The sequence below is a fragment of the Desemzia sp. C1 genome, assembly GCF_020882875.1.
Lineage (GTDB): Bacteria > Bacillota > Bacilli > Lactobacillales > Carnobacteriaceae > Desemzia > Desemzia incerta.
Genome location: NZ_JAJIZP010000003.1, coordinates 660,732 through 684,951, shown reverse-complemented (window position 1 = coordinate 684,951; position 24,220 = coordinate 660,732). Strand labels below are relative to the sequence as shown.

The 24,220-nt window shown below is 35.8% G+C and carries 18 protein-coding genes and 1 CRISPR repeat array; of the genes, 13 read left to right on the top strand and 5 right to left on the bottom strand.

The features are described from left to right. Window positions 1–7: 7 nt before the first annotated feature. From trxA to pglZ, 12 genes are all read left to right on the top strand, one after another. Entirely contained in the window at window positions 8–328 is a 321-nt protein-coding gene (gene trxA, locus LMF32_RS03755) for a thioredoxin (RefSeq protein WP_230523912.1), read from the top strand. Between the two features lie 21 nt (window positions 329–349). Continuing rightward, on the top strand, window positions 350–655 hold the full coding sequence (locus tag LMF32_RS03750; RefSeq protein ID WP_230523911.1) for a rhodanese-like domain-containing protein: 306 nt from the start codon (window positions 350–352) through the stop codon (window positions 653–655). After that, on the top strand, window positions 655–2,307 hold the full coding sequence (locus LMF32_RS03745) for an FAD-dependent oxidoreductase (protein ID WP_230523910.1): 1,653 nt from the start codon (window positions 655–657) through the stop codon (window positions 2,305–2,307). Before LMF32_RS03750 ends, LMF32_RS03745 begins: the two co-directional genes overlap by 1 nt. Continuing rightward, window positions 2,307–2,603 carry a rhodanese-like domain-containing protein gene (locus LMF32_RS03740; RefSeq protein ID WP_092480746.1) on the top strand — a complete coding sequence of 99 codons (297 nt, stop codon included), beginning with the start codon at window positions 2,307–2,309 and terminating at the stop codon, window positions 2,601–2,603. The genes LMF32_RS03745 and LMF32_RS03740 overlap by 1 nt, the downstream gene beginning before the upstream one ends. Continuing rightward, entirely contained in the window at window positions 2,603–2,863 is a 261-nt protein-coding gene (locus tag LMF32_RS03735; protein WP_092480745.1) for a metal-sensitive transcriptional regulator, read from the top strand. Before LMF32_RS03740 ends, LMF32_RS03735 begins: the two co-directional genes overlap by 1 nt. A 307-nt stretch (window positions 2,864–3,170) precedes the next feature. Next, window positions 3,171–4,154 (top strand): sensor domain-containing diguanylate cyclase, encoded by a 984-nt coding sequence (locus LMF32_RS03730; protein WP_230523909.1) that lies wholly within the window; start codon window positions 3,171–3,173, stop codon window positions 4,152–4,154. A 470-nt stretch (window positions 4,155–4,624) separates the two neighbouring features. After that, on the top strand, window positions 4,625–4,849 hold the full coding sequence (locus LMF32_RS03725) for a hypothetical protein (protein ID WP_092480737.1): 225 nt from the start codon (window positions 4,625–4,627) through the stop codon (window positions 4,847–4,849). Window positions 4,850–5,126: 277 nt separating this feature from the next. Further along, the gene (locus LMF32_RS03720) at window positions 5,127–5,735 is read left to right on the top strand and encodes a DUF1819 family protein (RefSeq protein WP_230523908.1); all 609 of its coding nucleotides are present in this window, start codon (window positions 5,127–5,129) and stop codon (window positions 5,733–5,735) included. Continuing rightward, window positions 5,732–6,313, top strand: coding sequence for a DUF1788 domain-containing protein (locus tag LMF32_RS03715; RefSeq protein ID WP_230523907.1), 582 nt, complete (start codon window positions 5,732–5,734; stop codon window positions 6,311–6,313). Before LMF32_RS03720 ends, LMF32_RS03715 begins: the two co-directional genes overlap by 4 nt. Window positions 6,314–6,340: 27 nt before the next feature. After that, complete coding sequence (brxC, locus tag LMF32_RS03710; RefSeq protein WP_230523906.1) at window positions 6,341–10,000, top strand: BREX system P-loop protein BrxC; 3,660 nt, start codon at window positions 6,341–6,343, stop codon at window positions 9,998–10,000. 11 nt (window positions 10,001–10,011) lie between these two features. Then, the gene (gene pglX, locus LMF32_RS03705; protein WP_230523905.1) at window positions 10,012–13,566 is read left to right on the top strand and encodes a BREX-1 system adenine-specific DNA-methyltransferase PglX; all 3,555 of its coding nucleotides are present in this window, start codon (window positions 10,012–10,014) and stop codon (window positions 13,564–13,566) included. A gap of 17 nt (window positions 13,567–13,583) precedes the next feature. Continuing rightward, on the top strand, window positions 13,584–16,136 hold the full coding sequence (gene pglZ, locus LMF32_RS03700) for a BREX-1 system phosphatase PglZ type A (protein WP_230523904.1): 2,553 nt from the start codon (window positions 13,584–13,586) through the stop codon (window positions 16,134–16,136). Between the two features lie 60 nt (window positions 16,137–16,196). Here pglZ and LMF32_RS03695 read toward each other — a convergent pair whose 3' ends face one another. The 5 genes from LMF32_RS03695 to cas9 all read right to left on the bottom strand — a co-directional run bounded on the left by LMF32_RS03695 (window position 16,197) and on the right by cas9 (window position 23,112). Then, window positions 16,197–16,478 carry a helix-turn-helix transcriptional regulator gene (locus LMF32_RS03695; RefSeq protein ID WP_230523903.1) on the bottom strand — a complete coding sequence of 94 codons (282 nt, stop codon included), beginning with the start codon at window positions 16,476–16,478 and terminating at the stop codon, window positions 16,197–16,199. Between the two features lie 288 nt (window positions 16,479–16,766). Further along, a CRISPR array of direct repeats spans window positions 16,767–17,458; the repeat unit is 35 nt; unit sequence TTCCTTCATACCAAAAGTTGAGAGAGTACCAAAAT. Between the two features lie 10 nt (window positions 17,459–17,468). Beyond that, window positions 17,469–18,425, bottom strand: a complete 957-nt coding sequence (locus LMF32_RS03690; RefSeq protein WP_230523902.1) for a hypothetical protein — start codon at window positions 18,423–18,425, stop codon at window positions 17,469–17,471. Continuing rightward, window positions 18,422–18,751 carry a CRISPR-associated endonuclease Cas2 gene (gene cas2 / locus LMF32_RS03685; RefSeq protein ID WP_223156040.1) on the bottom strand — a complete coding sequence of 110 codons (330 nt, stop codon included), beginning with the start codon at window positions 18,749–18,751 and terminating at the stop codon, window positions 18,422–18,424. The genes LMF32_RS03690 and cas2 overlap by 4 nt, the downstream gene beginning before the upstream one ends. Continuing rightward, complete coding sequence (gene cas1, locus LMF32_RS03680) at window positions 18,735–19,637, bottom strand: type II CRISPR-associated endonuclease Cas1 (protein ID WP_230523901.1); 903 nt, start codon at window positions 19,635–19,637, stop codon at window positions 18,735–18,737. Before cas1 ends, cas2 begins: the two co-directional genes overlap by 17 nt. A gap of 142 nt (window positions 19,638–19,779) precedes the next feature. Next, window positions 19,780–23,112, bottom strand: a complete 3,333-nt coding sequence (gene cas9 / locus LMF32_RS03675; protein WP_347401897.1) for a type II CRISPR RNA-guided endonuclease Cas9 — start codon at window positions 23,110–23,112, stop codon at window positions 19,780–19,782. A gap of 237 nt (window positions 23,113–23,349) precedes the next feature. On the opposite strand from cas9, the gene LMF32_RS03670 reads away from it, so the two are divergent. After that, entirely contained in the window at window positions 23,350–24,204 is an 855-nt protein-coding gene (locus LMF32_RS03670) for an AAA family ATPase (RefSeq protein WP_230523899.1), read from the top strand. Window positions 24,205–24,220: the final 16 nt, after the last annotated feature.

The following is a 24,220-nucleotide window of genomic DNA, read 5'->3' as shown; positions in this document are numbered from 1 at the left end:
AGATAATATGACAGTAAAAGTAACAGATTCAACTTTAGCTTCAGAGGTGCAGCAAGGTATCACTTTAGTAGATTTTTGGGCTCCTTGGTGCGGTCCTTGTAAAATGTTGGGACCAGTACTAGAAGAATTAGAAGAAGAATTTTCACCTGAAATCAAAATTGCGAAATTAAACATAGATGAAAACAATGAGGTTGCTGGTCAATTAGGGATCATGAGTATTCCTACAATGGTTTTATACAAAGACGGCCAACCAATTGAAAAAATCGTCGGTTATCAACCAAAGGAAGTTTTACAAGAGTATTTAGCAGAAAAAATAACGTCATATTAAATAAGAATAAGGAGGAAAAAAATGTTTTTCAAAAAAATGCCCACTATTTCAACAACTGATTTGGAAAATAAATTAGTTGAGAAACCACAAATCATAGATGTAAGAGAACCACATGAATTTAAAAACGGACATATTCCCGGTGCTAAAAATGTTCCTCTAGGAAAAGTCGCTCAATATACCCCGTCAGGTAAAACATATGTGATTTGCCAATCGGGAATGAGAAGCAAACAAGCGACTAAACTCTTATTCAAACAAGGTCATGATGTCGTCAATGTGCGTGGAGGAATGATGTCGTGGACAGGTACTAAAAAGGGAGGGAAAAATTAATGAGAATTGTCATCATTGGTGGTGTAGCAGGCGGGATGTCTGCGGCAACGCGTTTAAGACGTTTAAATGAAAAGGCTGAAATCATTGTATTAGAAAAAGGACCTTATGTGTCATTTGCGAATTGTGGTCTGCCTTATTATGTGGCAGGCGAGATTGAAGAACGCAGTGACTTATTGGTACAAACTCCGGAGTCCTTGCAGACACGCTTTAGATTAGATGTGCGACCAAATAGTGAAGCTACAGCTATAAATGCTGTCCAAAAAGAAGTGACCGTCCGGACTGCAGAAAAAGAATACACACTGGCTTATGATAAGTTGATCCTTTCTCCTGGAGCAAAACCGTTTGTTCCTCCTACAAAAGGGTTAGAAGAAGCGGAGAATATCTTTACATTGCGTTCTGTTCCTGACGTAGATGCTATTTCAGCATTCATTGAGAAAGAACAGCCTAAAAAAGCTGTCGTCATCGGTGCTGGATTTATTGGGTTGGAGATGGCTGAAAGTCTTGTTCATCGCGGATTGGAAGTAACGATCATCGAAAAAGCACCACATGTCTTGCCGCCTTTAGATGAAGAAATGGCAGCTTATGTCACTAAAGAATTGACAGCAAACGGAGTCAAGCTGTATACAGGATTGGCAGCCGAGTCATTTGAAGAAAAAGGAAAAGTAGTGGTACTGGAAAATGGCGAGCGGCTGGAAAGCGACATCACATTGATGTCTGTCGGCGTTAAACCTGAGACTTCATTAGCACAAACTGCCTCTATTAAAACCGGCATACGCGGTGGTATACTGGTCAATGAACAATATGAAACCAGCCAAAAAGATATTTATGCTGTTGGGGATGCGATTGTGGTTAAACAGCAAATCAATGGAGAAGATACGATGATTGCTTTGGCGTCGCCTGCTAATCGTCAAGGACGTCAAGTAGCTGATGTGATCAGCGGAATAGACCGCAAGAATAAAGGCAGCATTGGGACAGCGATCGTACGAGTGTTTAACCTTGCTGCTGCATCAACAGGATTGAGCGAACGGCAGCTGCAACAAGCAAACGAAACCTATGAAAGCATTCATATCCAAGGGAAAAGCCACGCAGGCTATTACCCAGATGCAAAAACGATCGTATTGAAATTGTTGTTTCATCCAACAACAGGTAAAATCTATGGTGCTCAAGCTGTGGGAGAAGATGGTGTCGACAAGCGTATCGATATCCTTGCAACAGCGATCAAAGCTGGGATGACCGTGGAAGATCTGCCTGAATTAGAATTTACGTATGCTCCTCCATTCGGCTCTGCAAAAGATCCGGTTAATATGGCTGGCTATGCAGCATTGAATATTATTGAAGGCATCAGTGAGTCGGTCCAATGGTATGAATTGGAAGATAAACAAGCTGCGGGGCACCAATTATTGGATGTTCGCAACGCAACAGAATTGGAAACGAACGGGCGCTTAAAGGGGGCGGTAAATATTCCTTTAGACAATTTGCGAGACCGCATGGAAGAATTACCTAAAGACCAGCCTCTTATTGTGAGTTGTCACAGCGGGTTGCGCAGTTATATAGCAGAACGGATCTTAAAACAAAGTGGTTACCAAGTGAAAAATTTAGATGGAGCGTTTGCTCTATACTCAACAGTAAAACCAGAAAAGGTGGAAAAATAATGTATAACTCAATATCAATGCCGGAATTTGAACAAAAGTGGAAAAAAGAAAAGCTTCCTTTAGTAGACGTTAGAGAAATGAACGAATGGGAAAATGGTCATTTGGATGGAGCTGTTCATATACCTTTAAGCGACCTTTCAGCGGCAAAAGAAAAATTGGATAAAAACCAAGAATATTATGTCATGTGTCACTCAGGAGCTCGTTCTTCAATGGCGTGTCAAGAGTTGTCAAAAGAGGGCTACAAAGTAACCAATGTCATGGGTGGAATTTCTGCTTGGAGAGGAGAAGTTGTTTAATGGAATACAATGCCAAGATCGTCAACCGATTGAAACGTTCTGATGGTCAATTGCATGGAGTATTGAACATGATAGAAGAAGGGAAAGAATGTTCAGATATCGTGACACAATTGTCAGCTGTTCGTTCCAGTATTGATCGTGCGATCAGCTTGATCGTGGCTGAAAACTTGGTTGAATGTGTGCAAGAAAACATCAAAGAAGGCAGCACGGGAGAAGAAAGTATCCAACAAGCGATCCAGTTATTGATGAAGAGCAGATAGGAAACTTGCTTGTTATTGACTAAACAGAAACTGCCATCCAGAAATATCTGGATTCAATAGACTCTCTATAAGCTTCCATTATTTTGTTTTAGACAAGATAATGGAAGCTTTTTTGAATAGTGAATTTAATATAGGAGAGATATAATTTTGATCTCTTTAGACCAAAAGTTCCTTTAATAACGTTGAAATGCTACCGATATATGAACAAAAAATGATATTTCCTTGAGGCTGTTGAACGAAGTATTAGAATAGTTTACACTAGGTAAGACAGAGTTTAGAATGAATGAAATTCTAAAGGAGGCTTACAATGCAAGATTATAAAGAACAAACGAAAGAAGAGCTCCTGGTAAAAATAGAAGCTTTAAATCGCTTGAATAGAGAGTTATTGAAAACCTTCCAAGAAACAGAACGGCTTGAGTTTGGGTGGTCAGGAAATTTAGGTCAATGGTTTTGGGATTTCACAACTAATGAAGTGACGTTTAATCCCTTAAAAGCTGAAGCTATTGGGTATATGAAAGAAGACTTGCCAGAAAAAGTACCGTATGAATTTTTTACAGATAAAGTTCACCCTGACGATAAAGATATGGTCATGAATTCGATGATGGATCATCTTTATGGAAAAATTCCTGTATGGGAAGTGAAATACCGTATCCAAGCAAAAGACGGGTCATGGAAAGTCTACAAGGATCGCGGAAAGGTTACAGAACGTACTGAAGATGGAAAACCACTATTTCTTAAAGGAATCGTTTTTGATGTTACGGAAGAGGAAAAAGAACGTGAAGATTTGATGGTCAAAAACAAAACGTTGAAAAATCAAATGAAACAAGATGTGATCACTTCTTTATACAACCGTTCGGCTATTTTATTGGAATTTGCCAAGTACGCCAACAGAGCTAAAAAACAGGATCAACCGTTGTCTATGATCGTTATGAACATTGACAAGTATCCATTATTGGAGGAAGAGTACGGGATAATCCTCAGCGAGGAAGTCTTGAAAGAAACTGGTAAAATCATTAAAACAGCTATCCAAGATAAATACTCTGCAGGACGATACAGAGAAGCTGTATTCTTGATATTATTAGAAAATACAGATACAGAAGAAGCTTACGATCTTGCTGAAACGATCAGACAAATGGTCTCAGATACATTTTTTGCCATTCCAAGACGAATCAGTGTAAGTTCCGGAGTTTCTTTATACAAATCAACTGAAACTGTCAGTGAATTTATTCAAAAAACGACTCAAAAATTGTATGCTGCTCAAACAAATGGCGGGAACCAAACCATTTTATAAAGTGTAATGTACATAAAAAATCTGCTAAAGACCAATCCAGCGATTGTCTTCAGCAGATTTTTTTTATTTGGTTACAATAAATTGGGCACTGTAGAAGTTGTAGTGGTGAACAGAGAAAGAATATTCAAAAGCTCGTCCGTTATCTATTAGTGTACTGAACTCTATGGATATCATACACTAATGAATCAATATCTGAATCAGCATGGATGATATTAAACTTCAAATTTTAGTCCAGTCTTGTAAATTGACAGTGAAACAAAGCCAGAGTAAAGTATTTGGTGAAGCATCGTTTATTCCTTCGATAATCAACTCCTCTGATAAAAAATTCCGTGTGATGTATTCAGTTGTACACTCTCGTTGTCTATGAAGTTATCCTCTTGATTCTGCCAAGCGAAGCAGCAAAAAATCTTATTATACTGCAAATGCAAATAGTGCAACTAATAATGATGTTGAACTAAGGAGAGATTTGTATGATGACGACTAAGGCTGAAAAACAAGGGAATGCCATGATTATTACCCTTCCAGAGTTTTTAGAGGTTAAAGATGGAGAAGAGTTCTTTATTGTCAAAAAAGAAAATGGAATCATTGTATTGGTTCCTAAACTTGAAGATCCTTTTGAATACGCTGAAAATGGGAAGCTTTATATTTCCAATGAGAGCATGGATCATTTTCCAGTTGCCCATAAATTTGATTAGCTTCATATCATTAAAATCTACTAATTGAACAAAAATGAGAAACCTTGCTGGAAGAACATTCCGGTGAGGTTTTTTCTTAGGAACAAATATTTAAAACTGAAAGATTTTGGAAGAAATTTCTTGAATATAGAGTAGTTATTTTTAGTTTGAAATATTCTGTTTTCTAAATTGTGAAGGGGATATAGTAAACTATTAAGAAAATCCAATAATTCATTCTATCAACCAATTCTAGATGTTATAATAGAAATAATGATTTTATCAAGGAATGAGAGAAACCATGGCGACTAAAAAGTATACTACAACATTAAACACCCGCCCTTTTATGTATAACGAAACAAAAGAAATAGCTGGATTGGTAAGACAAGGAATAGCACCGGAAGACATCAAAAAAATGGTTCTCCAACAGAATATCTTTCAACTAGCTAGCAATGACAGAGCAGTAAGTTTTTTTAATGAAATTCTTAGACGACTGAAAGAATTGGATTCTTTTTTAATGGAGCAGTTTATTGAGTCAGATACTTCTACCAGTAAAGCCATCTTGCTTTATGCACTTTTGAAAAAGGACCAATTATTCTATGAATGGGTGCGTGAAGTAGTTTGGGATAAGTTAATTATTATGGAATGGCATCTTACCCCAAAGGAAACGATGTCTTTTTTTGAAACAAAGAGAGAACAGAATGAGGCTATAAGAGGATGGGGCGAAAATACCAAAAAGCGCTTAGTGAGTGCATATCATAAAACACTTGTTGATGCTGAACTGGCAGTATTTACTAATGAGGGTTTGCAATTGCAGCCACTTATTATCAGCTCAGACGTTCGAAATTATTTGAAAGAAAACAAAGAAAAAAATACCGTAGAAATTTTGTTAGGAGAGTCTTTAGGATGAGACCAATAAATGTACGACTGGACGAACTAAAAGATAAACTTGTGGATCCGAAGTTATTGAGTAATAAGGGCCTAGGAAATGAAGTTGGATTTTACGTTTTTGATTACGAACCAGAGCAAGAGTTAGTTGTACGAGAAGCGATACCAGATATCAAAAAGTATATCGAACGGGAAAATTCAGAAGCTAAGATACAAGTATTTGACTTGTATGATATTGTATTGGAATTTTTTGAACAAAAAGGTTACATGGAAAAGAATTTTAAAATGGAAGATAAAAAAGGCAGCGAATTTTTATTTGATAAGATGAAAAAAGCTATGCGAATTGCTACTGAAAGAGATTGGATTGTCCAATATATTACGGAGCACTTGGATGAAGAAGCCATGATATTTATTACAGGAGTCGGAAAAGCTTTCCCATTGATTCGTTCGCATACCGTATTGAACAATCTGCAAACGGTCGTAGAGAAAAAACCATTGATTTTGTTTTATCCTGGGAAATATGAAGATGGAAGCCTGAAGTTGTTTTCTCGGTTTTTAGATGATCATTATTACCGAGCATTCAAACTTGTTGAAAACTAATTATAAGAGAGTAATGGAGGGAATAGAATGAAAATCCAAGAGTTATTTAAAAAAGATATCAACCGTGAGATTCAAGGGGTTATCAAAATTGGACAAAAAGAAAAAGAAAACATTCGTCAAGAATTAGAAGAATATGTTGTAACGGATGAATTAGCCAACCATTTTGAAACATTCTTCAATGCATACATGCGATCGTATAATAAACCGACGGATAAAGTAGGGGTCTGGATTTCCGGATTCTTTGGTTCTGGTAAATCGCACTTCTTAAAAATACTATCTTACTTATTAAACTCTAACGTAGAGTTAGACGGTAAAAAAGCTGTTTCTTATTTTGAAGATAAAATACATAATCCAACTGTTTTAGAAAATATGAAACGCGTGTCTGAATCGCCTAGTGAAGTTGTGTTATTCAATATTGATTCAAAAGCAGAATCAGATACCAAACAAAATAAAACAGCTATCGTAAAAGTTTTTAATAAAGTTTTTGACGAAATGCGTGGATTTTCAGCAAGTATTCCTTGGTTAGCACAATTGGAAGAAACGTTAGAAAAAAATGGAACGTACGCAGACTTCCAACGTCACTTTGAAGAAGAAACGGGGTTCACTTGGTCTGAAGGACGAGATGAGCTGTACTATAACATGGATGAGACTATCACAGCTTTATCTAAAGCTACCAATATGTCAGAGGAAAGTGCTCGAAGCTGGATTGAAAATGGTGAAAATAACTATTCCATTTCAGTAGACAGTTTTGCGCAAAGATTGAAAGAATACGTTGATACAAAAGAAGATGATTTCCGATTGATCTTTGCTGCAGACGAAGTGGGTCAATTTATTTCGGGAAGTACACAATTGATGTTAAATCTGCAAACTGTAGTAGAAGATCTAGGGAAATATTGCCACGGAAAAGTTTGGGTATTAGTCACTTCACAACAAGATATCGATAGTTTGAGAGAAGACTTATCGTCCACTGATTTTTCTAAAATCCAAGGTCGTTTTAACACGCGTGTCAGTTTAAGTAGTGCCAATGCGGATGAAGTCATCAAGATTCGTTTGCTGGACAAAAGAGAAGCTGCATTTGATTCTCTAACTCTAACGTATGATGAACATGAAGCGGCGCTAAAAAACAAAATGGAGTTTGAAAATACTGCTACTATGCGTTTCTACAAAGATAGGGAAGATTTCGCGCGAGTTTATCCATTTGTACCTTACCAATTTAATTTGCTGCAAAAAGTCTTTACAGGTATTCGTGAACACGGGTCGGCTGGAAAACACTTGTCTGATGGAGAGAGAAACTTGTTGGAGTCTGTTCAACAAGCTACTATCCAATACCAAGAAGAGAACATCGGAAAATTGATTCCATTTTATACTTTTTATGAAAATATTGATCAGGCGCTGGAACATTCTGTGCGTTCAACTATTATTAAAGCGAATCAAAATGAATCGTTGGAAAGCTTTGATGTGAATGTATTAAAATTACTTTTCTTAATCCGGTATGTAGATGAAATGCCTGGAACCATCAAAAACCTGACAACTTTAATGATTTCGGAATTGGAAGAAGACACACTAGAACTAGGAAAACGTATCAATAAGTCATTGAATTTATTGGAAAGAGAATTTTTAATTCAACGAATTGGAAACAAATACCTCTTCTTGACTAATGAGGAACAAGACGTGAATCGAGAAATCAGTCGAATTCAGATTCCTACTTCTGAATTAGTCAATGATGCGGGGAAAATGTTGGTAGATGAAATATTGAACCTTAAACGATACACATATAAACCGTTCCAAGATCGCCCTAATATTCAATATTTGATGGAGGTTTCTCAGTGGATTGATGACCGTGCGTTACGTAACCCATCAATTGATTTGGGAATTCGTTTTGTGACTATTCATTCAGAATATATAGAAGAACCTGAAGTGGTCGCTTTATCTCAACGCGAAACCAAAGTAGTTATCCAGTTGCCGCAAGATGAGAACTTTAAAGATTTAGAGTATTACTTAAAAATTAATCAATATTTACGGAATCAATCCGCAAAAACGAAAACGCCTATTGTTCAAGAAATTAATACTCGCAAAGCCAATGAACGTGGGCAAATTCAACAAGTATTCAAATCGAAATTGCAGTCGGCGGTAGAAGAAGCAGCTATTTATGTCAATGGATACAAAGTAGAAACCACAGGGTCACCAATGAAACGTGTGGAAGAAGGACTTCGTGTCTTGGTGGAGTCTACTTATCCGAAAATGAATTATATGGAAAAAGCTTACACCAAAGAAATGATTGAGAAATTAATTGAAGACCGTGAAATGGGCTTGCTGGACGATCAATATGATGACGAAAACAGCATGGCTACTCAAGAAATGGAGCGTTATTTGGATATTCAAAAAGACCGCAATATGGTTATTACTTTGCGTGAATTGATGGTACGCTACCAAAATGAACCTTATGGATGGAACGACATGGATATCTATGCCAGCTTGGTTCGATTAATACGGGAAGAAAAAGTCGTTTTCACTTTAAATAGTCGAAAAATGGATATTCAAGAGCCAGACTTTTTAAAGCAAATTCAAAAGAAAGATACCCAAGAGCGAATTGTGGTCACAAAAAGAAAAGTATTGGATTCACGAATTGTTGACAAAGTAAAACGTCTCATAAAAGACTTGTTCAGTATTACCTCTATCGGTGAAAAAGAAGAAGACATGTATGCCTCTATTACGAAACGTTTCAGCAAGGAACAAAAAGATCTGGACCTTTTAAAAGAACGGTACCGTTATAATGCGTTTCCTGATCAAAGATTAGTGGAACGAGGTTTGAAAGAAATCAGTACGATTTTAAACATTAAAGATTCTAGTGAATTCTTAACCTATTTAGCAGATCATGATCAAGATATACTGGATACGTTTGATGACTTGCACGATGTGAAAGACTTTTTCAATACCAATAAAAAAGACATCTTTATTAAGGCTAAAGAGAAATATATGCTGTATGAAGAAGACCGTAATTATTTGAATAACGAAGAAATTGATCACATTATGAAACAAGTGAACGATATTCTTAAAATGGCACGACCGTATGGCAAAATACGACAGTTAAATGATCTAATTGATCAGTTTAATAATGAATTGAGTCAGCATTTGGAAAATGTAGCTGCTCCTATTCAAGAAGTGATCGAGCAAGATCAACAAGACATTGAACGGGAATTAACTCAATTAAACGGTTTTGCAGAATACGATAAAATTCAACGCAACTACCAATTCAAATTAGATGATTTACACCAAAAGGTAACCAATGCCAATACGGTTGGAAAATTGCGTTCTTATAAAGGCGAAAGCAAAGAAATTAAATTGATAATTATGCGTCAAATTGAGGATGCTAAACAAGCCATTGCTACAAGACAAGAAGTAGAGCGCCAAAAAAGAGAAGCAGCAGAAAGAAAAGCTAGAGAGAATGAACGAACAGGTAATGAACATTCTGGAACGCAACCGGAGATTAAAATCATTGATCCTATTCCTCCAGTACAAGAGAAAGTGATCAAACAAGAAAAAGCCTTGGTGATGGGAAAAGAAGAAATATTGCCGCGCCGAATGGTTGAGTTGCGCACGGAAGAAGACATTGAACACTATCTTAAAGCCGTTAAACAAAGCTTAGTGGAACAGCTTGGTGAAGTAGATGTTATCAAGTTAACATAAAGGGGATCAACATGGACAAAACAGCATTACGAAAATTTGCAGTACAGTCAAGGAAGAAACTAGTGGATGCCGTTAAGCAGAAGGCTTATACATTCGGCATAACTGAAAAAGGAACAACTTCTATTCAAGAACTTCAAGATGGCTTGATTATCAATGGAACTGTTTTAGGGGAGACAGAACTGAAACAATATACACATTTAAAAAACCGTATTGTTTCAGAAGGCTACAATGCTGTGATGGAGGAAGCTGCTTACACTTGGTTCAACCGTTTTGTGGCGCTTCGGTATATGGAAGTGAATGACTTCTTACCGATCCATATGCGTATCCTATCTTCAGAACAACCTGGTAAAACGGAACCGGATGCACTGACCAATGTTCTTGAGTTGGCAGAGGAATTAAATTTAGACCGTGAACGCATTTATCAACTGCAAGATGACAATAAAACCAATAATTTATACCAATATTTGCTGGTCAAGCAAAGCAATAAATTAGGGGAAATCATCCCTAATGTATTCGAGCCGATTTCAGATGATATAGCCCTTCTTTTACCCGACTATTTATTAAATGAAAATAGTATTATCCGAGATATTGTGACGATGATTGATGAAGAAGATTGGAAAAACGTTGAAATTGTAGGATGGCTGTATCAATTTTATATTTCGGAGCAAAAAGATGAAGTCTTCTCCAACTTGAAAAAGAACAAAAAAATCGGTAAAGAAGATATCGGCCCAGCTACTCAATTATTCACTCCGCGTTGGATAGTGGAATATATGGTGGACAATTCTTTAGGACGTTTGTGGTTGGAATCTCATCCAGATGAAGACTTACAAGCATCCCTTGAGTATTATTTGGAAGATGCAGAACAAACAGAAGAAGTGAAAGCAGAATTAGACCGCTTAAAAGATCCCAATTTAGATGTAGAAGCCATCAAATTTTTAGATCCAAGTTGTGGTTCTGGTCATATTCTGGTGTATGCTTTTGATTTGTTCTACAAGTTGTATCTATCAAGAGGGTATTTGGAACGCGAGATTCCTCAATTGATTTTAGAAAACAACTTGTATGGATTGGATATTGATAAAAGAGCTGCTCAATTGGCCACATTCGCTGTGGTCATGAAAGCTCGTGAATATGATCGCCGCTTATTTAGTCGAGAGTATACGGTCCATGTTCATAGTATTGAAGAAAGCAACAGCATCACTCAAGAAGACATTCATTTATTTGCTAGAGAAAATGAAGAGATTAAAGAAGCAGCCGGAATCTTAATTGAGACTTTCGATGATGCCAAGCTATATGGGTCTATTATTCAAGTTCCAGAAATAAATGTAGACAGCATTGAAAAACAAATGGCTTTTATTCGTAATGAAGCAGACCTAGATATCTTTACGACTGAATTGGTGGAATATACTTTCCCTTTGTTGGAAGATTTAATTCATCAATATAGAATACTTGCTAGCCAATATGAGGTAGTGGTGACAAACCCACCTTATATGGGACAAAAAGGAATGGATCCGAAGCTTTCTAAGTATGTGAAAAAGTTCTATCCAGAAGAAAAAAGCGATTTATTTGCGGTGTTTATGGAAGTAACAAGAAATCTTACAAAAGAAAATCATTTTACTGCGACTATTAACCAACATGCATGGATGTTTATATCATCTTTTGAAAAAGTAAGAATTAAATTGTTTGAATCGATGACTATAATAAACATGCTGCATTTAGGTACTCGTACATTTGAAGAAATTGGAGGAGAAGTTGTTCAAAATACGTCTTTTGTAGTAAGAAATATTCCATTACTAAATTACAACGCCTTATATATGAGAATGACAGATATTAAGAATGCTGAAAAGAAAAAAAATGCATTTCATCAAGTTACTCTACGTTATAAAGCGAGGCAAGGAAATTTCAGTAAGATTCCTGGAAGTCCAATTGCGTATTGGGCAAGTGAAAAAGTAGTAGAAGCTTTTTCTAAGGAGAACAAAATAGAAAATGTTGGAAGTGCACGAGTTGGACTGCAAACAGGAGATAATGATAAGTTTTTGCGCTTTTGGCATGAGGTTTCGTATCATAATATAGCTCAAACTTCTTTAGAAAATGAAGTTAATAAAAAAGAAAATTACTCATACAAATGGTATCCCTACAAAAAAGGTGGAAGTTTTCGAAAGTGGTATGGAAATGACGAATATATTGTAAACTGGGAAGACGGTGGTATAGAAATACGTAACTTTAAAGATAGTAAAGGAAAGTTAAGGTCTCGTCCTCAAAACATTGGGTACTATTTTAGAGAACATCTAGCATGGTCTGATGTTACGAGTGGAAAATTTAGTGCTAGGTATACTCCACCGGGATACATTTTTGACTCATCAGGCCCTGGATTATTTTTTGAACAAAAATATAAATGGCAACTAACTGCATATATTAATAGCAATGTTTTTGATTATTTTAGTAATTTCACAATGAGTACAATACATTTTAATAGTGGAGTTGTATCAAAACAACCCTTTATTTATGCTGATATTTTAGATGAATCATTACCAAAAGAAAATATTGAAATATCCAAAAGTGAATGGGATGATTTTGAAAACTCTTGGAATTTTGAATACCATCCTTTTATAGCTTATAAAGATAAAAAATTCTGTATTAGTGAGAGCTATAGTAATTGGGAAAAACTTTCTAATAATAGATTCTACCGACTGAAAGCAAATGAAGAAGAATTGAACCGTATCTTTATTAATATATATGGTCTTCAAGACGAATTAACACCAGAAATAGAAGACAGAGACATAACAGTTCGTAAAGCAGACAAACAACGTGATATAAAGAGTTTCTTATCCTACTTAGTAGGTTTAATGTTTGGACGTTACTCTCTAGATAAAAAAGGATTAGCTTATGCTGGCGGAGAATGGGATAGTTCTGTTTATACTCAGTATCAACCAGATGCAGATAATATTCTGACAGTTACGGAAGAGTCTATCTTTGAAGATGATATTGTTAGAAAAGTAGAAGAATTGGTTGCTTTAATTTATAGTGAAGAAACTTTGGAAGAAAACTTATTGTTTATTGCGGAAGCTTTGAATAAGAAAGATAATGAAAGTTCAAGAGAACGGATTCGTCGTTATTTCCGTAAAGAATTCTATAAAGATCACTTGCAAATTTACCAAAAACGACCGATTTATTGGCAATTCTCAAGCGGCAAACGTGGAGCTTTCCAAGGATTGATGTATTTGCATCGCTATAATCGAGACACAATAGCGCGTTTGCGGACGGATTATGTATTGAAAGAAAGCAAAGTCATCGATAATCTCATTACTTTAGAGCAGCATGTCATGGATGACGAGTCCAGTTCTAAATCTCAAAAAGCACAAGCGCAAAAAGCGGTTGAAAACTATTTGAAAGATAAAGAAGAAATTGTTCAATATGCAGAATTATTAGATCACGTCGCTAAGCAACGGATTGAATTGGATCTAGATGACGGTGTGAAAGTAAATTATGAGAAATTCCAAAATATTGAAGCTGTTCAAGATAAAACGGGTAAAGTAGTGAAACGGAATATTTTTGAAAAACTGAAATAGAAAGGAGGGCGTATCTGATGTCAAAAGATATTGAACAACGGATCAAGAGTTATTTCCAATCTCCTCTAAAAGAAGGAGAACAGCGGAAGATTCTTTATCTATTTGATGAAGAACAGACTTATTTGGAGACGATCAATGAATTGAGTAGAGAAACGGATCTATTCAAAGTGTTAGAAGTCTATCCAACGAATTATTTTTATGTCCAATATCAAGTTGAGCGAAAATTGACGGATGATCATCTCTTTTTATATTACTCAATGGCAGAACCTACTATCCAAGAAAATCCTTTGCTGGACATTTTATTGTATAGCGAAGAATTAAAAGTGGACCAGGAAAGCCAACTTTATTTAACAATCGGCATCAATCCAGACGAAGCTGAGCTGAAAGAAGTAGTCGAAGCTTATCCTGTATTCTTTCGTTCAAAAGAAAGAATTCAGCGGTTTAAGCGTATCTTTCATTTAACTCCGTTTCGGACAAAAGAAACAGTAGAATACAGTATATTGGCAGCTTTAGTGAGAGCTGGTGCGCCTGATTGGATGGCTGTTCTGATCGAGTTGTTTGAGGAAGAAGTCAATAGTAAAGAGACCAAGTGGGATGCTGTAGTGAAATTTGGGAATGAAGAGCGTTTCTGGGAGTTAGTCGAGAGTCTTGTTGGTTACAGCCAAGAAACGAGCGCCTCAGGTCGTCGGTCTATTAAAGAGTTGATGCACCAAGTGTTTTTGACTCATTTAGATATAGAGTTAGAAGGAGACAGCCCTAGTGCTGTGAAAAAATACTTGCTGCCGAAAGCTAATCCCGTCATGGTATTTTTAAACCAATGGATGAATGCGCGTGATAAGGAAGAGTCTTACGTAAAAGTGGCTAACGCGATCCAAGATAATTTTGTGATGGAAGAATTATTTGAAGGAACACCTAGTACTGTATTGGCTCAACCAGAAACGTTTCAATGGTTTGACCAAGCGTTTATTCGTCAAATGATTTCTTCTGTCAGCAGTGGCGTGATGGATACCGAACGACAATCTCAATTGCTGTCAAAAAGGCGAAATACTTTTTGGTATCCGCGTTTTAGAGAAATGTATCATTTCTTACATTGGGCAATTCGATTGGTACATTATATAGAGCAGTTTACAGAATCTTTTACCCGATTAACTCAAGTAGAAGAAGTATGGAATCAATACTACCAGCAAATGTACCACATTGACCAAGCTTACAGGAAACTGTATACCTATTACGATCAGTTAGATAACGAGTGGAAAGAAGCCGCGTCTGATTTACATTCGCAAATGGAACGATTGTATACCCAACAATTTCTGGCTGTCTTTTCTGAAAAATGGGATCGGCTGTACACAAATAGCCAGTCTTTTGCCGATCAAAAATTACAAAACAATTTCTTCTCGGCAGAAGTACAAGCATTTGTAGAAAATGATCGAAGAGTCTTTGTGATTATTTCAGACGGTCTAAGATATGAAGCTGGGAAAGAACTCTTTTTGAATTTGACAAAAGAAAAACGATTCAATGGAGAAATCGATTGGATGCAGACGGAGCTGCCTTCTATTACAGCAGTCGGAATGGCCAGCTTGTTACCGCACAAGAAAGTTCAGTTAATGGAAAATGGGGAAGTTTTGGTGGACGGCAGATCGACTAGCGGAATAGCAAACAGAGAAGCTATTCTTAAAGAAAACGGACATCCAGACTCTATTGCCGTTCAAGCAGACCAATTAAACCAAATGAACCAAGCAGAATTGAGAAATCTAGTAGCAGGAAAAAAGGTTATGTATATTTACCATAACCGAGTGGATGCTATCGGAGATCACCGACCAACTGAACATGGAGTTTTTCAAGCGACTGAAGAATCCATTGAACAAATCAAGCGTCTCATGAGTCGATTGACAGTTGAAGTCAGTGCTAGCCAATTTTTAGTAACAGCAGATCATGGGTATTTGTATACGCGAAGTTCAGTGCAACCGACTGAAAAAGTAGTCGTAGAAAAAGACATAGATGCTTGGATAAAAAATAAACGATTTATCTTATCTGAAAAATCTGTAGAAGAATACAGCAGTTTGAGCTTTCAGTTGTCTGAACGATTAGAAACGGAAGGATATGTAACAGTTCCTAGAGGTATGAATCGATTTGCGTTACAAGGCGGCGGCTACCAGTATGTTCACGGAGGTCATTTGCCGCAAGAAATGATGGTTCCCTTGTTGCGGATCAAGACGGAACGAGGACGGAATGAAATTCCAGAAGTTGGAGTAGCGTTAGTAAGCCAAACGCGTACTATTACCAATTCAGTGGTTTGGTTGAACTTTTTACAATTAGAACCAATCAGTGAAGCAAAAAAAGAAAAACGATTAAATCTGTACTTTGAAGACAGTAAAGGAAGGAAAATTTCCAATGAAGTCACACTGATCGCTGACAGCGAAAACGGGTCAAGTGAGGATCGGGTATTTAACGAAAAATTTGTGCTGCTAAGCAACCATTATCAAGCTGCTCAAAACTATTATTTTGTTATGGAAAATGCAAATGATAAAACAGAGATCACTAAAGAGACATTCAAAATTGATATTGTATAACAGCAGAAAAGGCACGGTCTCCTAATTTATTGGGAGGCCGTGCCTTTTGAAGCGATTTTATTATTTAGTTAGTTGATGAGGGCTTTTATCTACAAAAGTAAGTTCTAAATTTAAGGAGTTTGCAATTTTAACTACTGTTTCAATCGAAGGAGTATGGGCTAGTGTTTCAGCTTTAGCGATTTGTACTTGAGAAAGTTGAGCTTTTTCAGCTACGTCTTGTTGAGTCATATGTTTAGATTTACGTATGCTTGCTAGTGAAGCCATTAGTTCTATCACATTTTTTTCATCTTCAGAGATGCTCTGGATATCCTTTTTTACTTCTGTCCATCTCATTTCACTCATTCCTTTTCCTTTTTATCCAATCATCGTATTCACGTAAGAAATAAACTTCCATACCAAAAGTTGAGAGAGTACCAAAATAACACCACTACTGTTTAATTTAAATTGCATATTCCTTCATACCAAAAGTTGAGAGAGTACCAAAATTTCATTCATCTTGTCTCTTAATTTAGTGAATTCCTTCATACCAAAAGTTGAGAGAGTACCAAAATTAGCTCCTTGCTTCATGAACCCGTCTGTGGATTCCTTCATACCAAAATTTGCGAGGCGTGCCGTACTTACAATGAAGTATTCCTTCATACCAAAAGTTGAGAGAGTACCAAAATTGTAGTCACTGAATCGGAATTAAAAACCGATTCCTTCATACCAAAAGTTGAGAGAGTACCAAAATACTTCGTTATACCATCCAGCCACTTCATAATTCCTTCATACCAAAAGTTGAGAGAGTACCAAAATAATACCATATATCTCTTTTGACGGATCTAAGTTCCTTCATACCAAAAGTTGAGAGAGTACCAAAATGAGGTAGCGGGATGGTTTAACGAGGTACAAGTTCCTTCATACCAAAAGTTGAGAGAGTACCAAAATTATATGGCGAATTTATTTTTAGAGTAGACGGTTCCTTCATACCAAAAGTTGAGAGAGTACCAAAATTCTCTCCTGGTACTGAAGTCAAAGTTAGTAGTTCCTTCATACCAAAAGTTGAGAGAGTACCAAAATTATTGAATAGTATTCGAGCAACAGCAAGTTGTTCCTTCATACCAAAAGTTGAGAGAGTACCAAAATTTGGTTTTTGGTTGGTGGCACTGAACAATGTTCCTTCATACCAAAAGTTGAGAGAGTACCAAAATTTTGTACGTTTGCTTAGCGATAGATAATTGGTTCCTTCATACCAAAAGTTGAGAGAGTACCAAAATTATAGGTATGCTGCATAGTGTTCGTCAGCAGTTCCTTCATACCAAAAGTTGAGAGAGTACCAAAATGCCAATTTCATTATACCTTATCAGCTAGTAAGGTATCAAAGTAATTGATAAAAGATGTTGGAACACCTGTCAAATCAACAATTACAGGAGTGTCAGTTAATAAAAATAATGAATAAACATAAATAAATTGTTCTAAGTTATCCACAGTTTGAAGACTCAGAACAACCGTTTTTTCTTGGATGTTATCCACAAGATTGATATACCAATTACAAGCTTGAGAGAAGAGGCGATCTTCCCAATGAATAGGAAGAATATCTTGTAGTTTATCTTTTTGGAGTACACAAGAATGTATATTTATAATTCTATTTTTATAAAGAATGTTTTGAGCAGCATTAAAATGATAGTTTGATAAAATAAAATATTGAGAACTACTGGAAGTTAATTGTAAATAATCGTCTAACTGTTGTAATTCAGTAATGGTCAGCTGATTTTCAGGATAAATTAAACAAAAAATCGTTCGTTTAGTTACTCGTTCCATCACTTTTAGTTTTACTAACAATTGATCGAGAGCAGATAAATTGGCCTGTTTCGCACTGTCTAAAGATAAAGACTTTTTAACTATATCATTACTGAAAGATTGCAAACTAAAAGGCAAAGGAGAAAATGTAAGGTCGTTACTTATTAATTGAACTTCTTCCGCTAATTCCTCCCAACTATCCACTAGTTGTTTGTAAAAAGGGGATAGTTGCAACAACCCAAAGAATTCTGTTTGGATTTGAGTAATGACTTTTTCAAAATCCTTAGAAACAATCTGTTGACTAAAAGAGAGAAGATAGAATTGATAATCTTGTTTTGGAAGCAGTGTTTGATTTTCTTTTACTTCTATTTTTGAAGACTTATTACTAAAATAGATAGACAAAGTTTCGATAATATTTTCCCAATTCTCCAAGTTTCCTTTTAATGAAGTTATTTTATCTACTAAAAGTGTATCTGTTTGGTTGGAAGTAATAATATGCCATTCTTTCATAAAATCACCATAGGATTGTCAGTTAACGTTTCTTCTACAAGTGTTTTATTTCCAACTAATAAAAACATATTATTGTATTGTTTTTCAGTCACAGCCATGGCACGAACTGAGCCATGTGCAGGTAAGTTATTCCGCAGACTCATCATATATGTATCTAAGCTTGAGCGATTTGGAAAAATTTTAGCGTATACAGAAAATTGAACCATAGTAAAGCCGTTGTTGATCAAATATTTTCTGAAACGAGCATACGTTCTTCTTTCGGGTTTAGTATTCATTGGCAAGTCAAAAAATAACATTAAACGCATAAATTTATAAGGCGATGCCATTGGCGGGGTAAACCAACAGATCTGGATTTTCTTCATTCATGCTTTTAATAAAGCTTTGAACAAGAATGTCAATTGCATTAAGAATAGTTTGTTTTTGATTGCCAATCAAAATTTTATTGGTGCTAATAAGGTGAACCAATTTATGTTTAGTTTTTCTATCAAGGTAATCTTCCTTATTCATTAAGATATAAATCCATAAATCAACTATTGGACGAAACGATTCAATAATATCATCTGCTAAATTAAACGCATTATACTGATTGTGATGTCCGATCCCAAATGCTGGATGAAGTCCATGTGCTACTATGCTTCGTGCAACGGTAGATCGAAGAACAATATATCCGTAATTTAATCCAGAATTGATGCCATCCCAGCTTTCTCTTTCCCGAATAAAATCTGTTCCAAACAAAGTTTTAAAATAAAGTTTAGCAGCATGTCCTTCCCTGTTGGTTTTGTCTCCTTCTGTAACTTCTTCAGCCAAAGCATATAAAGTATGTATAATTGCAGGATCTTTTTTGAAGTGGGCTAGAACAGAAGCTTGATTATAAATTTTTATTTGGATAAATCGCTGCCACATAACAGCTTTAGCTGCTGCTGACCAATTAACCTGACGATTTAAAACAAGAGAAGACTGATGATGACTATGAGGGGCAAGAGAGTAAATGTTAGGGAGATGTTTTTCATCACAGAAAATCAATAAAATATGGTAATCGGCCAACTTGTTTATCAAACGGCCAGTCACTACTGTTTGTTGATTGTCCACAATAATAGTATGTATATCAGAAAGAGGAATCAAGATTTCGGCATCTTCACGCACAACTTTTAAATTGTCTAAGTAAACTTTTAAATAATCAGATTGTTCAATATAAACAATACGCCAACTCATGTTCTCACCTCATTTTAGGATAGTTAGATATAAAAAAAGCCCCAATAAAGGGGCGATTTCGGCATAAAGCCTTTTTTTGGTAGGTTCTCTCAAACCTTTGGTATGAAGGTGTCTTCCGTCGAAGACAATTATAGTATAACGCCTATTTCATCTTTTGTAAAGCACTTTCATGGCCTAAAGTAATAGAATCCAATCCTTCTTTAAAAGGTTCAGAGAAGATAGAATATTCATTTCCTAGGACGTCAACGTTATATTTCACAATATTTTGAAGAGGACCGATTCCTTGCATTTGTTGTTTTTTACTCTTGAAAGAGATGTCTTCAACTTCGATTCTATTTTCGCGTGGACTACTGTCTCCTCTAAATAATTTATTGTAATGAAATATTTGTTTCATCTTTTCGCCAGTCTCAGGATCTTCAATCTTTTCTTGTTTATCATAAGAGATACGATCATTTTTATATAGGCTAAATTGGAAACGATAACTATCATCAATTTGTTTATAGGGAGCTTGACGGCCATCTGAACCATTATATTTTTTCATATCTAATACATACTGATCGCCTTGTTTTTTTAACCAGTTATATGGAACTCCAAGATATTTATATTTTCCATCCTCATTCTTGTAGATATCTACGCGGATACTTTTACGACTAAGGAGAACAACATCTTTTTTAGCTCCAGGGTATTTATTAGTAATGTCTACATGTATCCCTAATTTACTATCCAAGTATTTCAAGCTTTTTACAGGTACTTTTCCATCTTTTAAAATATACCCATGTTCTTTGTAAAAGTCTTGGAATGGGTTATCTGCATGAGCATGTTCTTCCATCACTTTTAAAACTAATTCCCACGTTTTTGGATCATGTTGAGCCATAAGAAAAGCATCAGGATTCTTATCAATTTTTTTCTTTAGGCCTTCAAAACCTTTTTTATCTAGTTCATAAATATTTTTTACTTTTCCGACAGTGTATGTTTCGCCGTCTTTTTCACGTGTCGAATAAAGTGTTTGGTTGGTCATAGTTCGATTTGGCTTGCGATCTACTTTATGAGAATATTTGATTCTACTTTCATAGTTGCGCAGTCCACTTAAAAACTTGATTGTTGGACTATTAAACAGTTCGCCTTCTTCAAGAATTTCTCCAGTTTCTTTATCTACTACGATACCTTCTTGATTCATTTCAATACTTTTGAATTGTTCTAATAAAGGCATTCTGCCGATAGCCGCTACGATCAAAGCATCCAATGCATGATGAGCATGACCTGCATCGCGATCTTTGTTTAATTTAGCGCGTCTTCTCAAAGCGGCTGTAAAGCTGCCTCGGATGGATAACACTTTAGTAGGGATGTCATTGTTTTTGTAAAAAGTACGTAATGAAGAAGAGAAACTACGCATAGCGTACTGTGTATCTACCAGATTACGATTAATAAAATTCTTTTGAATTTCTTCGTCATGTTGAATGTCACGTTGCTCTAGTAAATAACCCAATTTTTTCTTACTGATTTTTCTGGATTGGAACAAGCTTAAGCAAGCAACCCTGAATTCATCGAAAGTCCGCTTAGCTTTTCCGCTTTGGAAGTATTGGAAAGGTGTTAATTGTCCTTTATCCTGATTTTCCATTCGATAACACAAAACCTTGTTTTGTTGGCTGTCATCAAATGAATAAGAAAGAGGGATAATGTGATCAATCTCAAACTTCGTATGGTCATGTACAATATCCGTGATTGCAATTCCTTTACCAGTGTAAATACATTTTCCATCTTGAGCATCCCATAGTTTTAAGGCTAAATGTTGTTTACTATTTAGGTATAGATCTTTTAGGTTATCCACTTCAAGCAATTCAGCCATTCTTTTTTCGAATTTGCCTTGGTTTTTCTGCATATCATTGTAATTTTTCTTTTGCTCATCGCTATTTTTTTCGCGAGCCATTTCTACGACTACATAAGCTAATTCGCCATATCTTTCGCGCACCGCATTCGTGATTTTAATAGCCTCTCGATGAGCCCTTTTCGCTACAGTGCTTAAAATAGCTTCATCATCGAATTGGATTTTGGTTCCAGATTGAAGTCTTTCGAGACGACTTTTACCAAGACCGTGTTCAGTAAACAGCTGCATTTGATTTTTGTTGGTTTCCCATAGTTCAGGCAGAATTAAGTTAATCGCTTTTTTAGATAAAGAATGGTATTCCTTGAAAGAAGTATCCTGGATCAAGCGAGAGGTTACTTCTTGTAATGGATCTTTATAATAGGTGGCAAACAAATGATTCAATTGTTCTTCACGTCGGGTTAAACTTTTTTCAGCCGTTAAAATCTCAGCAACCTCATCTAACAAGTCTCTATTTTCTAAGAAATCTTCAGGAAGAGGAGTATCTGCCAAAAGTTTTTTCAATTTATTGTAACCAGTAAATTCTGTAAATAAAGGCTTATCTGTTTTTAAATCTAAACGTGCTCCTTTGATTTCTTCTTCGTTGGGAATACTTTTAAGTTTAGCAATATTTTTCAACGTGATTTTTTTGCCTTTTTTGGCATAGGTTTCTATCAAATATTGTTTGTCTTCAGGAGTTAATGATTCCATCTTGCCAGTTTCGTCGCTTGGGAACTTAAGATTATTTAAATCATTCAATAAGTTAAATAAGTCTGTGGTATATGCTCCTTTAGGAATTCGAAGCTGATCAGGAAAGTAAGTATCTCTACCACGCATTTTATTGATCATAGTCTCATGTTGAAGTTTACCTTTTTCATCAATGAACCATTGACCATATGGAGTAGGCGATTTAGCAGATCCTGGTCCATCATAATATTCTCGACGATTATTGATCAATTCAATATATTGTTCAATGAAGTCATTAGTAATTTCTGTATGGAATGCTTTTTGGTAGTCTAAAAGAGCACGCGCTTCTTTTTCATAATCAGAAGTTTTAAATCGGTTTGTGTGGTTACGAACAACTTCTTTGCGTTGTAATTTTTCATATTGGATATCAATTATGTACTTTTCTTTTAATTTTTCAGCGTTTCTTTTCAGTTGTTCTTTAGTAGATAATTCACTTCCACTAGTTTTTTCATCTTCTTCAGGCGTGTCTATAGTGGTACCTCTGCGTTTGACCAGGTGGTAAAGAGCTGCTGCTAATTCTTCTTTAGATAACGCTTCTCTAAGTCCTTTGTATCGAGCTTCATAAGGATCTGATTCTTGAATAGTGCCGCAAGGAATATTATAAGATTCAAGAAATTCTTTAGTCCGTTCTAATCTATGTTTACGTCTTCGTTTTAATCGACGTGCACCACGAAAAGAACGACGATCTTCATTTGCATTTCGTGTGGCTTCTTCAAATAAACGGACACCTGCATCTACAACTTCCCCTGTAGTCTCATCGATAATTCCCCATCCAACACTTGAAATACCGATATCTAATCCTAAAACTAAATTTGACATAATAATCCTCCTCTGTGACTGGTCATTGGTATAACACAATTTTAACATGAAAGGGAATTCAAAATATAGAGCAAAAAGAAAATAACCTTGAGATTGCAGTAAAAGAATCGTATTTTGATAGAAAGTCTCAGATTAACATGCTTGGTTGAAAATTTAGAGTCTGATTATACGATTGAGAATGGTATAGATTCTATTAGGGTGGAAATCAGATAAAGAAACCGTTGTACTTACTCCACTGATTACTGCATAATATAAGAAAAGTCTCGTTAGGTGAGGAGGATTACATTGCGTTATTTAAAAGCTGTGACTTTTCCAGATCAAGAAGTGGAGTTTGATTTCTTTATGGCTATCAAGCGGACGGTGTATGATACATACTATCCTTTTCAAATTTTGAGCAAGAAACAGGTAGAACAGTTGGATTTTGAACCGATCACGATTTTGTATGGCGGAAACGGTTCTGGAAAAACGACTGTGCTCAATATTATTGCCGAAAAGCTCGAACTGGAAAGAGATTCACTGTTCAATAAATCTAATTTTTTCACAGATTATTTATGGTACTGCGGAGTTGAATTGGAGCAGACAGTTCCTTCTCATAGCCGAATCATTACGAGTGACGATGTATTTGATTACATTTTGAATGTCCGAACGCTCAATGAAGGAATCGATTTGAAACGGGAAGAGTTGTTTGAAGAATACTTAGATGCTAAGTATTCTCAATTCCAAATGAAATCCTTAGAAGATTACGAACAATTGAAAAAAGTTACGGATGCAAGAAGGAAGACGCAGTCTCGGTATGTCAGACAAGAATTGATGGACAATGTGATAGAGCAGTCGAATGGCGAGAGTGCTTTTCGCTATTTCACGGAGAAAATTGAAGAGAATGGGTTGTATTTGTTGGATGAGCCAGAGAATAGTCTTTCACCTAAACGCCAACTGGAATTGATGAAATTTATAGAAGATTCTGCCCGTTTTTTTGGATGTCAGTTTATTATTTCTACGCATTCCCCTTTTTTATTATCGTTGAAAGAAGCTAAAATTTACGATTTGGACAGCGAACCAGTAAAAGTAAAAAAATGGACACAGCTGGAAAATGTCCGCACTTTTTATGATTTTTTCAAGCAACATGAAGATAAATTCTAGTAAGTTGCAGGAGGGT

Excerpts from the sequence above, each read along its gene's own strand:
- LMF32_RS03730 (WP_230523909.1), top strand. The coding sequence starts at position 3,171 with ATGCAAGATTATAAAGAACAAACGAAAGAAGAGCTCCTGGTAAAAATA.
- cas1 (WP_230523901.1), bottom strand. The coding sequence starts at position 19,637 with ATGAGTTGGCGTATTGTTTATATTGAACAATCTGATTATTTAAAAGTT.
- pglX (WP_230523905.1), top strand. The coding sequence starts at position 10,012 with ATGGACAAAACAGCATTACGAAAATTTGCAGTACAGTCAAGGAAGAAA.
- trxA (WP_230523912.1), top strand. The coding sequence starts at position 8 with ATGACAGTAAAAGTAACAGATTCAACTTTAGCTTCAGAGGTGCAGCAA.
- pglZ (WP_230523904.1), top strand. The coding sequence starts at position 13,584 with ATGTCAAAAGATATTGAACAACGGATCAAGAGTTATTTCCAATCTCCT.
- cas2 (WP_223156040.1), bottom strand. The coding sequence starts at position 18,751 with ATGGCATCGCCTTATAAATTTATGCGTTTAATGTTATTTTTTGACTTG.
- brxC (WP_230523906.1), top strand. The coding sequence starts at position 6,341 with ATGAAAATCCAAGAGTTATTTAAAAAAGATATCAACCGTGAGATTCAA.
- cas9 (WP_347401897.1), bottom strand. The coding sequence starts at position 23,112 with ATGTTAAAATTGTGTTATACCAATGACCAGTCACAGAGGAGGATTATT.
- LMF32_RS03750 (WP_230523911.1), top strand. The coding sequence starts at position 350 with ATGTTTTTCAAAAAAATGCCCACTATTTCAACAACTGATTTGGAAAAT.
- LMF32_RS03725 (WP_092480737.1), top strand. The coding sequence starts at position 4,625 with ATGATGACGACTAAGGCTGAAAAACAAGGGAATGCCATGATTATTACC.
- LMF32_RS03690 (WP_230523902.1), bottom strand. The coding sequence starts at position 18,425 with ATGAAAGAATGGCATATTATTACTTCCAACCAAACAGATACACTTTTA.
- LMF32_RS03695 (WP_230523903.1), bottom strand. The coding sequence starts at position 16,478 with ATGAGTGAAATGAGATGGACAGAAGTAAAAAAGGATATCCAGAGCATC.
- LMF32_RS03720 (WP_230523908.1), top strand. The coding sequence starts at position 5,127 with ATGGCGACTAAAAAGTATACTACAACATTAAACACCCGCCCTTTTATG.
- LMF32_RS03740 (WP_092480746.1), top strand. The coding sequence starts at position 2,307 with ATGTATAACTCAATATCAATGCCGGAATTTGAACAAAAGTGGAAAAAA.
- LMF32_RS03745 (WP_230523910.1), top strand. The coding sequence starts at position 655 with ATGAGAATTGTCATCATTGGTGGTGTAGCAGGCGGGATGTCTGCGGCA.
- LMF32_RS03715 (WP_230523907.1), top strand. The coding sequence starts at position 5,732 with ATGAGACCAATAAATGTACGACTGGACGAACTAAAAGATAAACTTGTG.
- LMF32_RS03735 (WP_092480745.1), top strand. The coding sequence starts at position 2,603 with ATGGAATACAATGCCAAGATCGTCAACCGATTGAAACGTTCTGATGGT.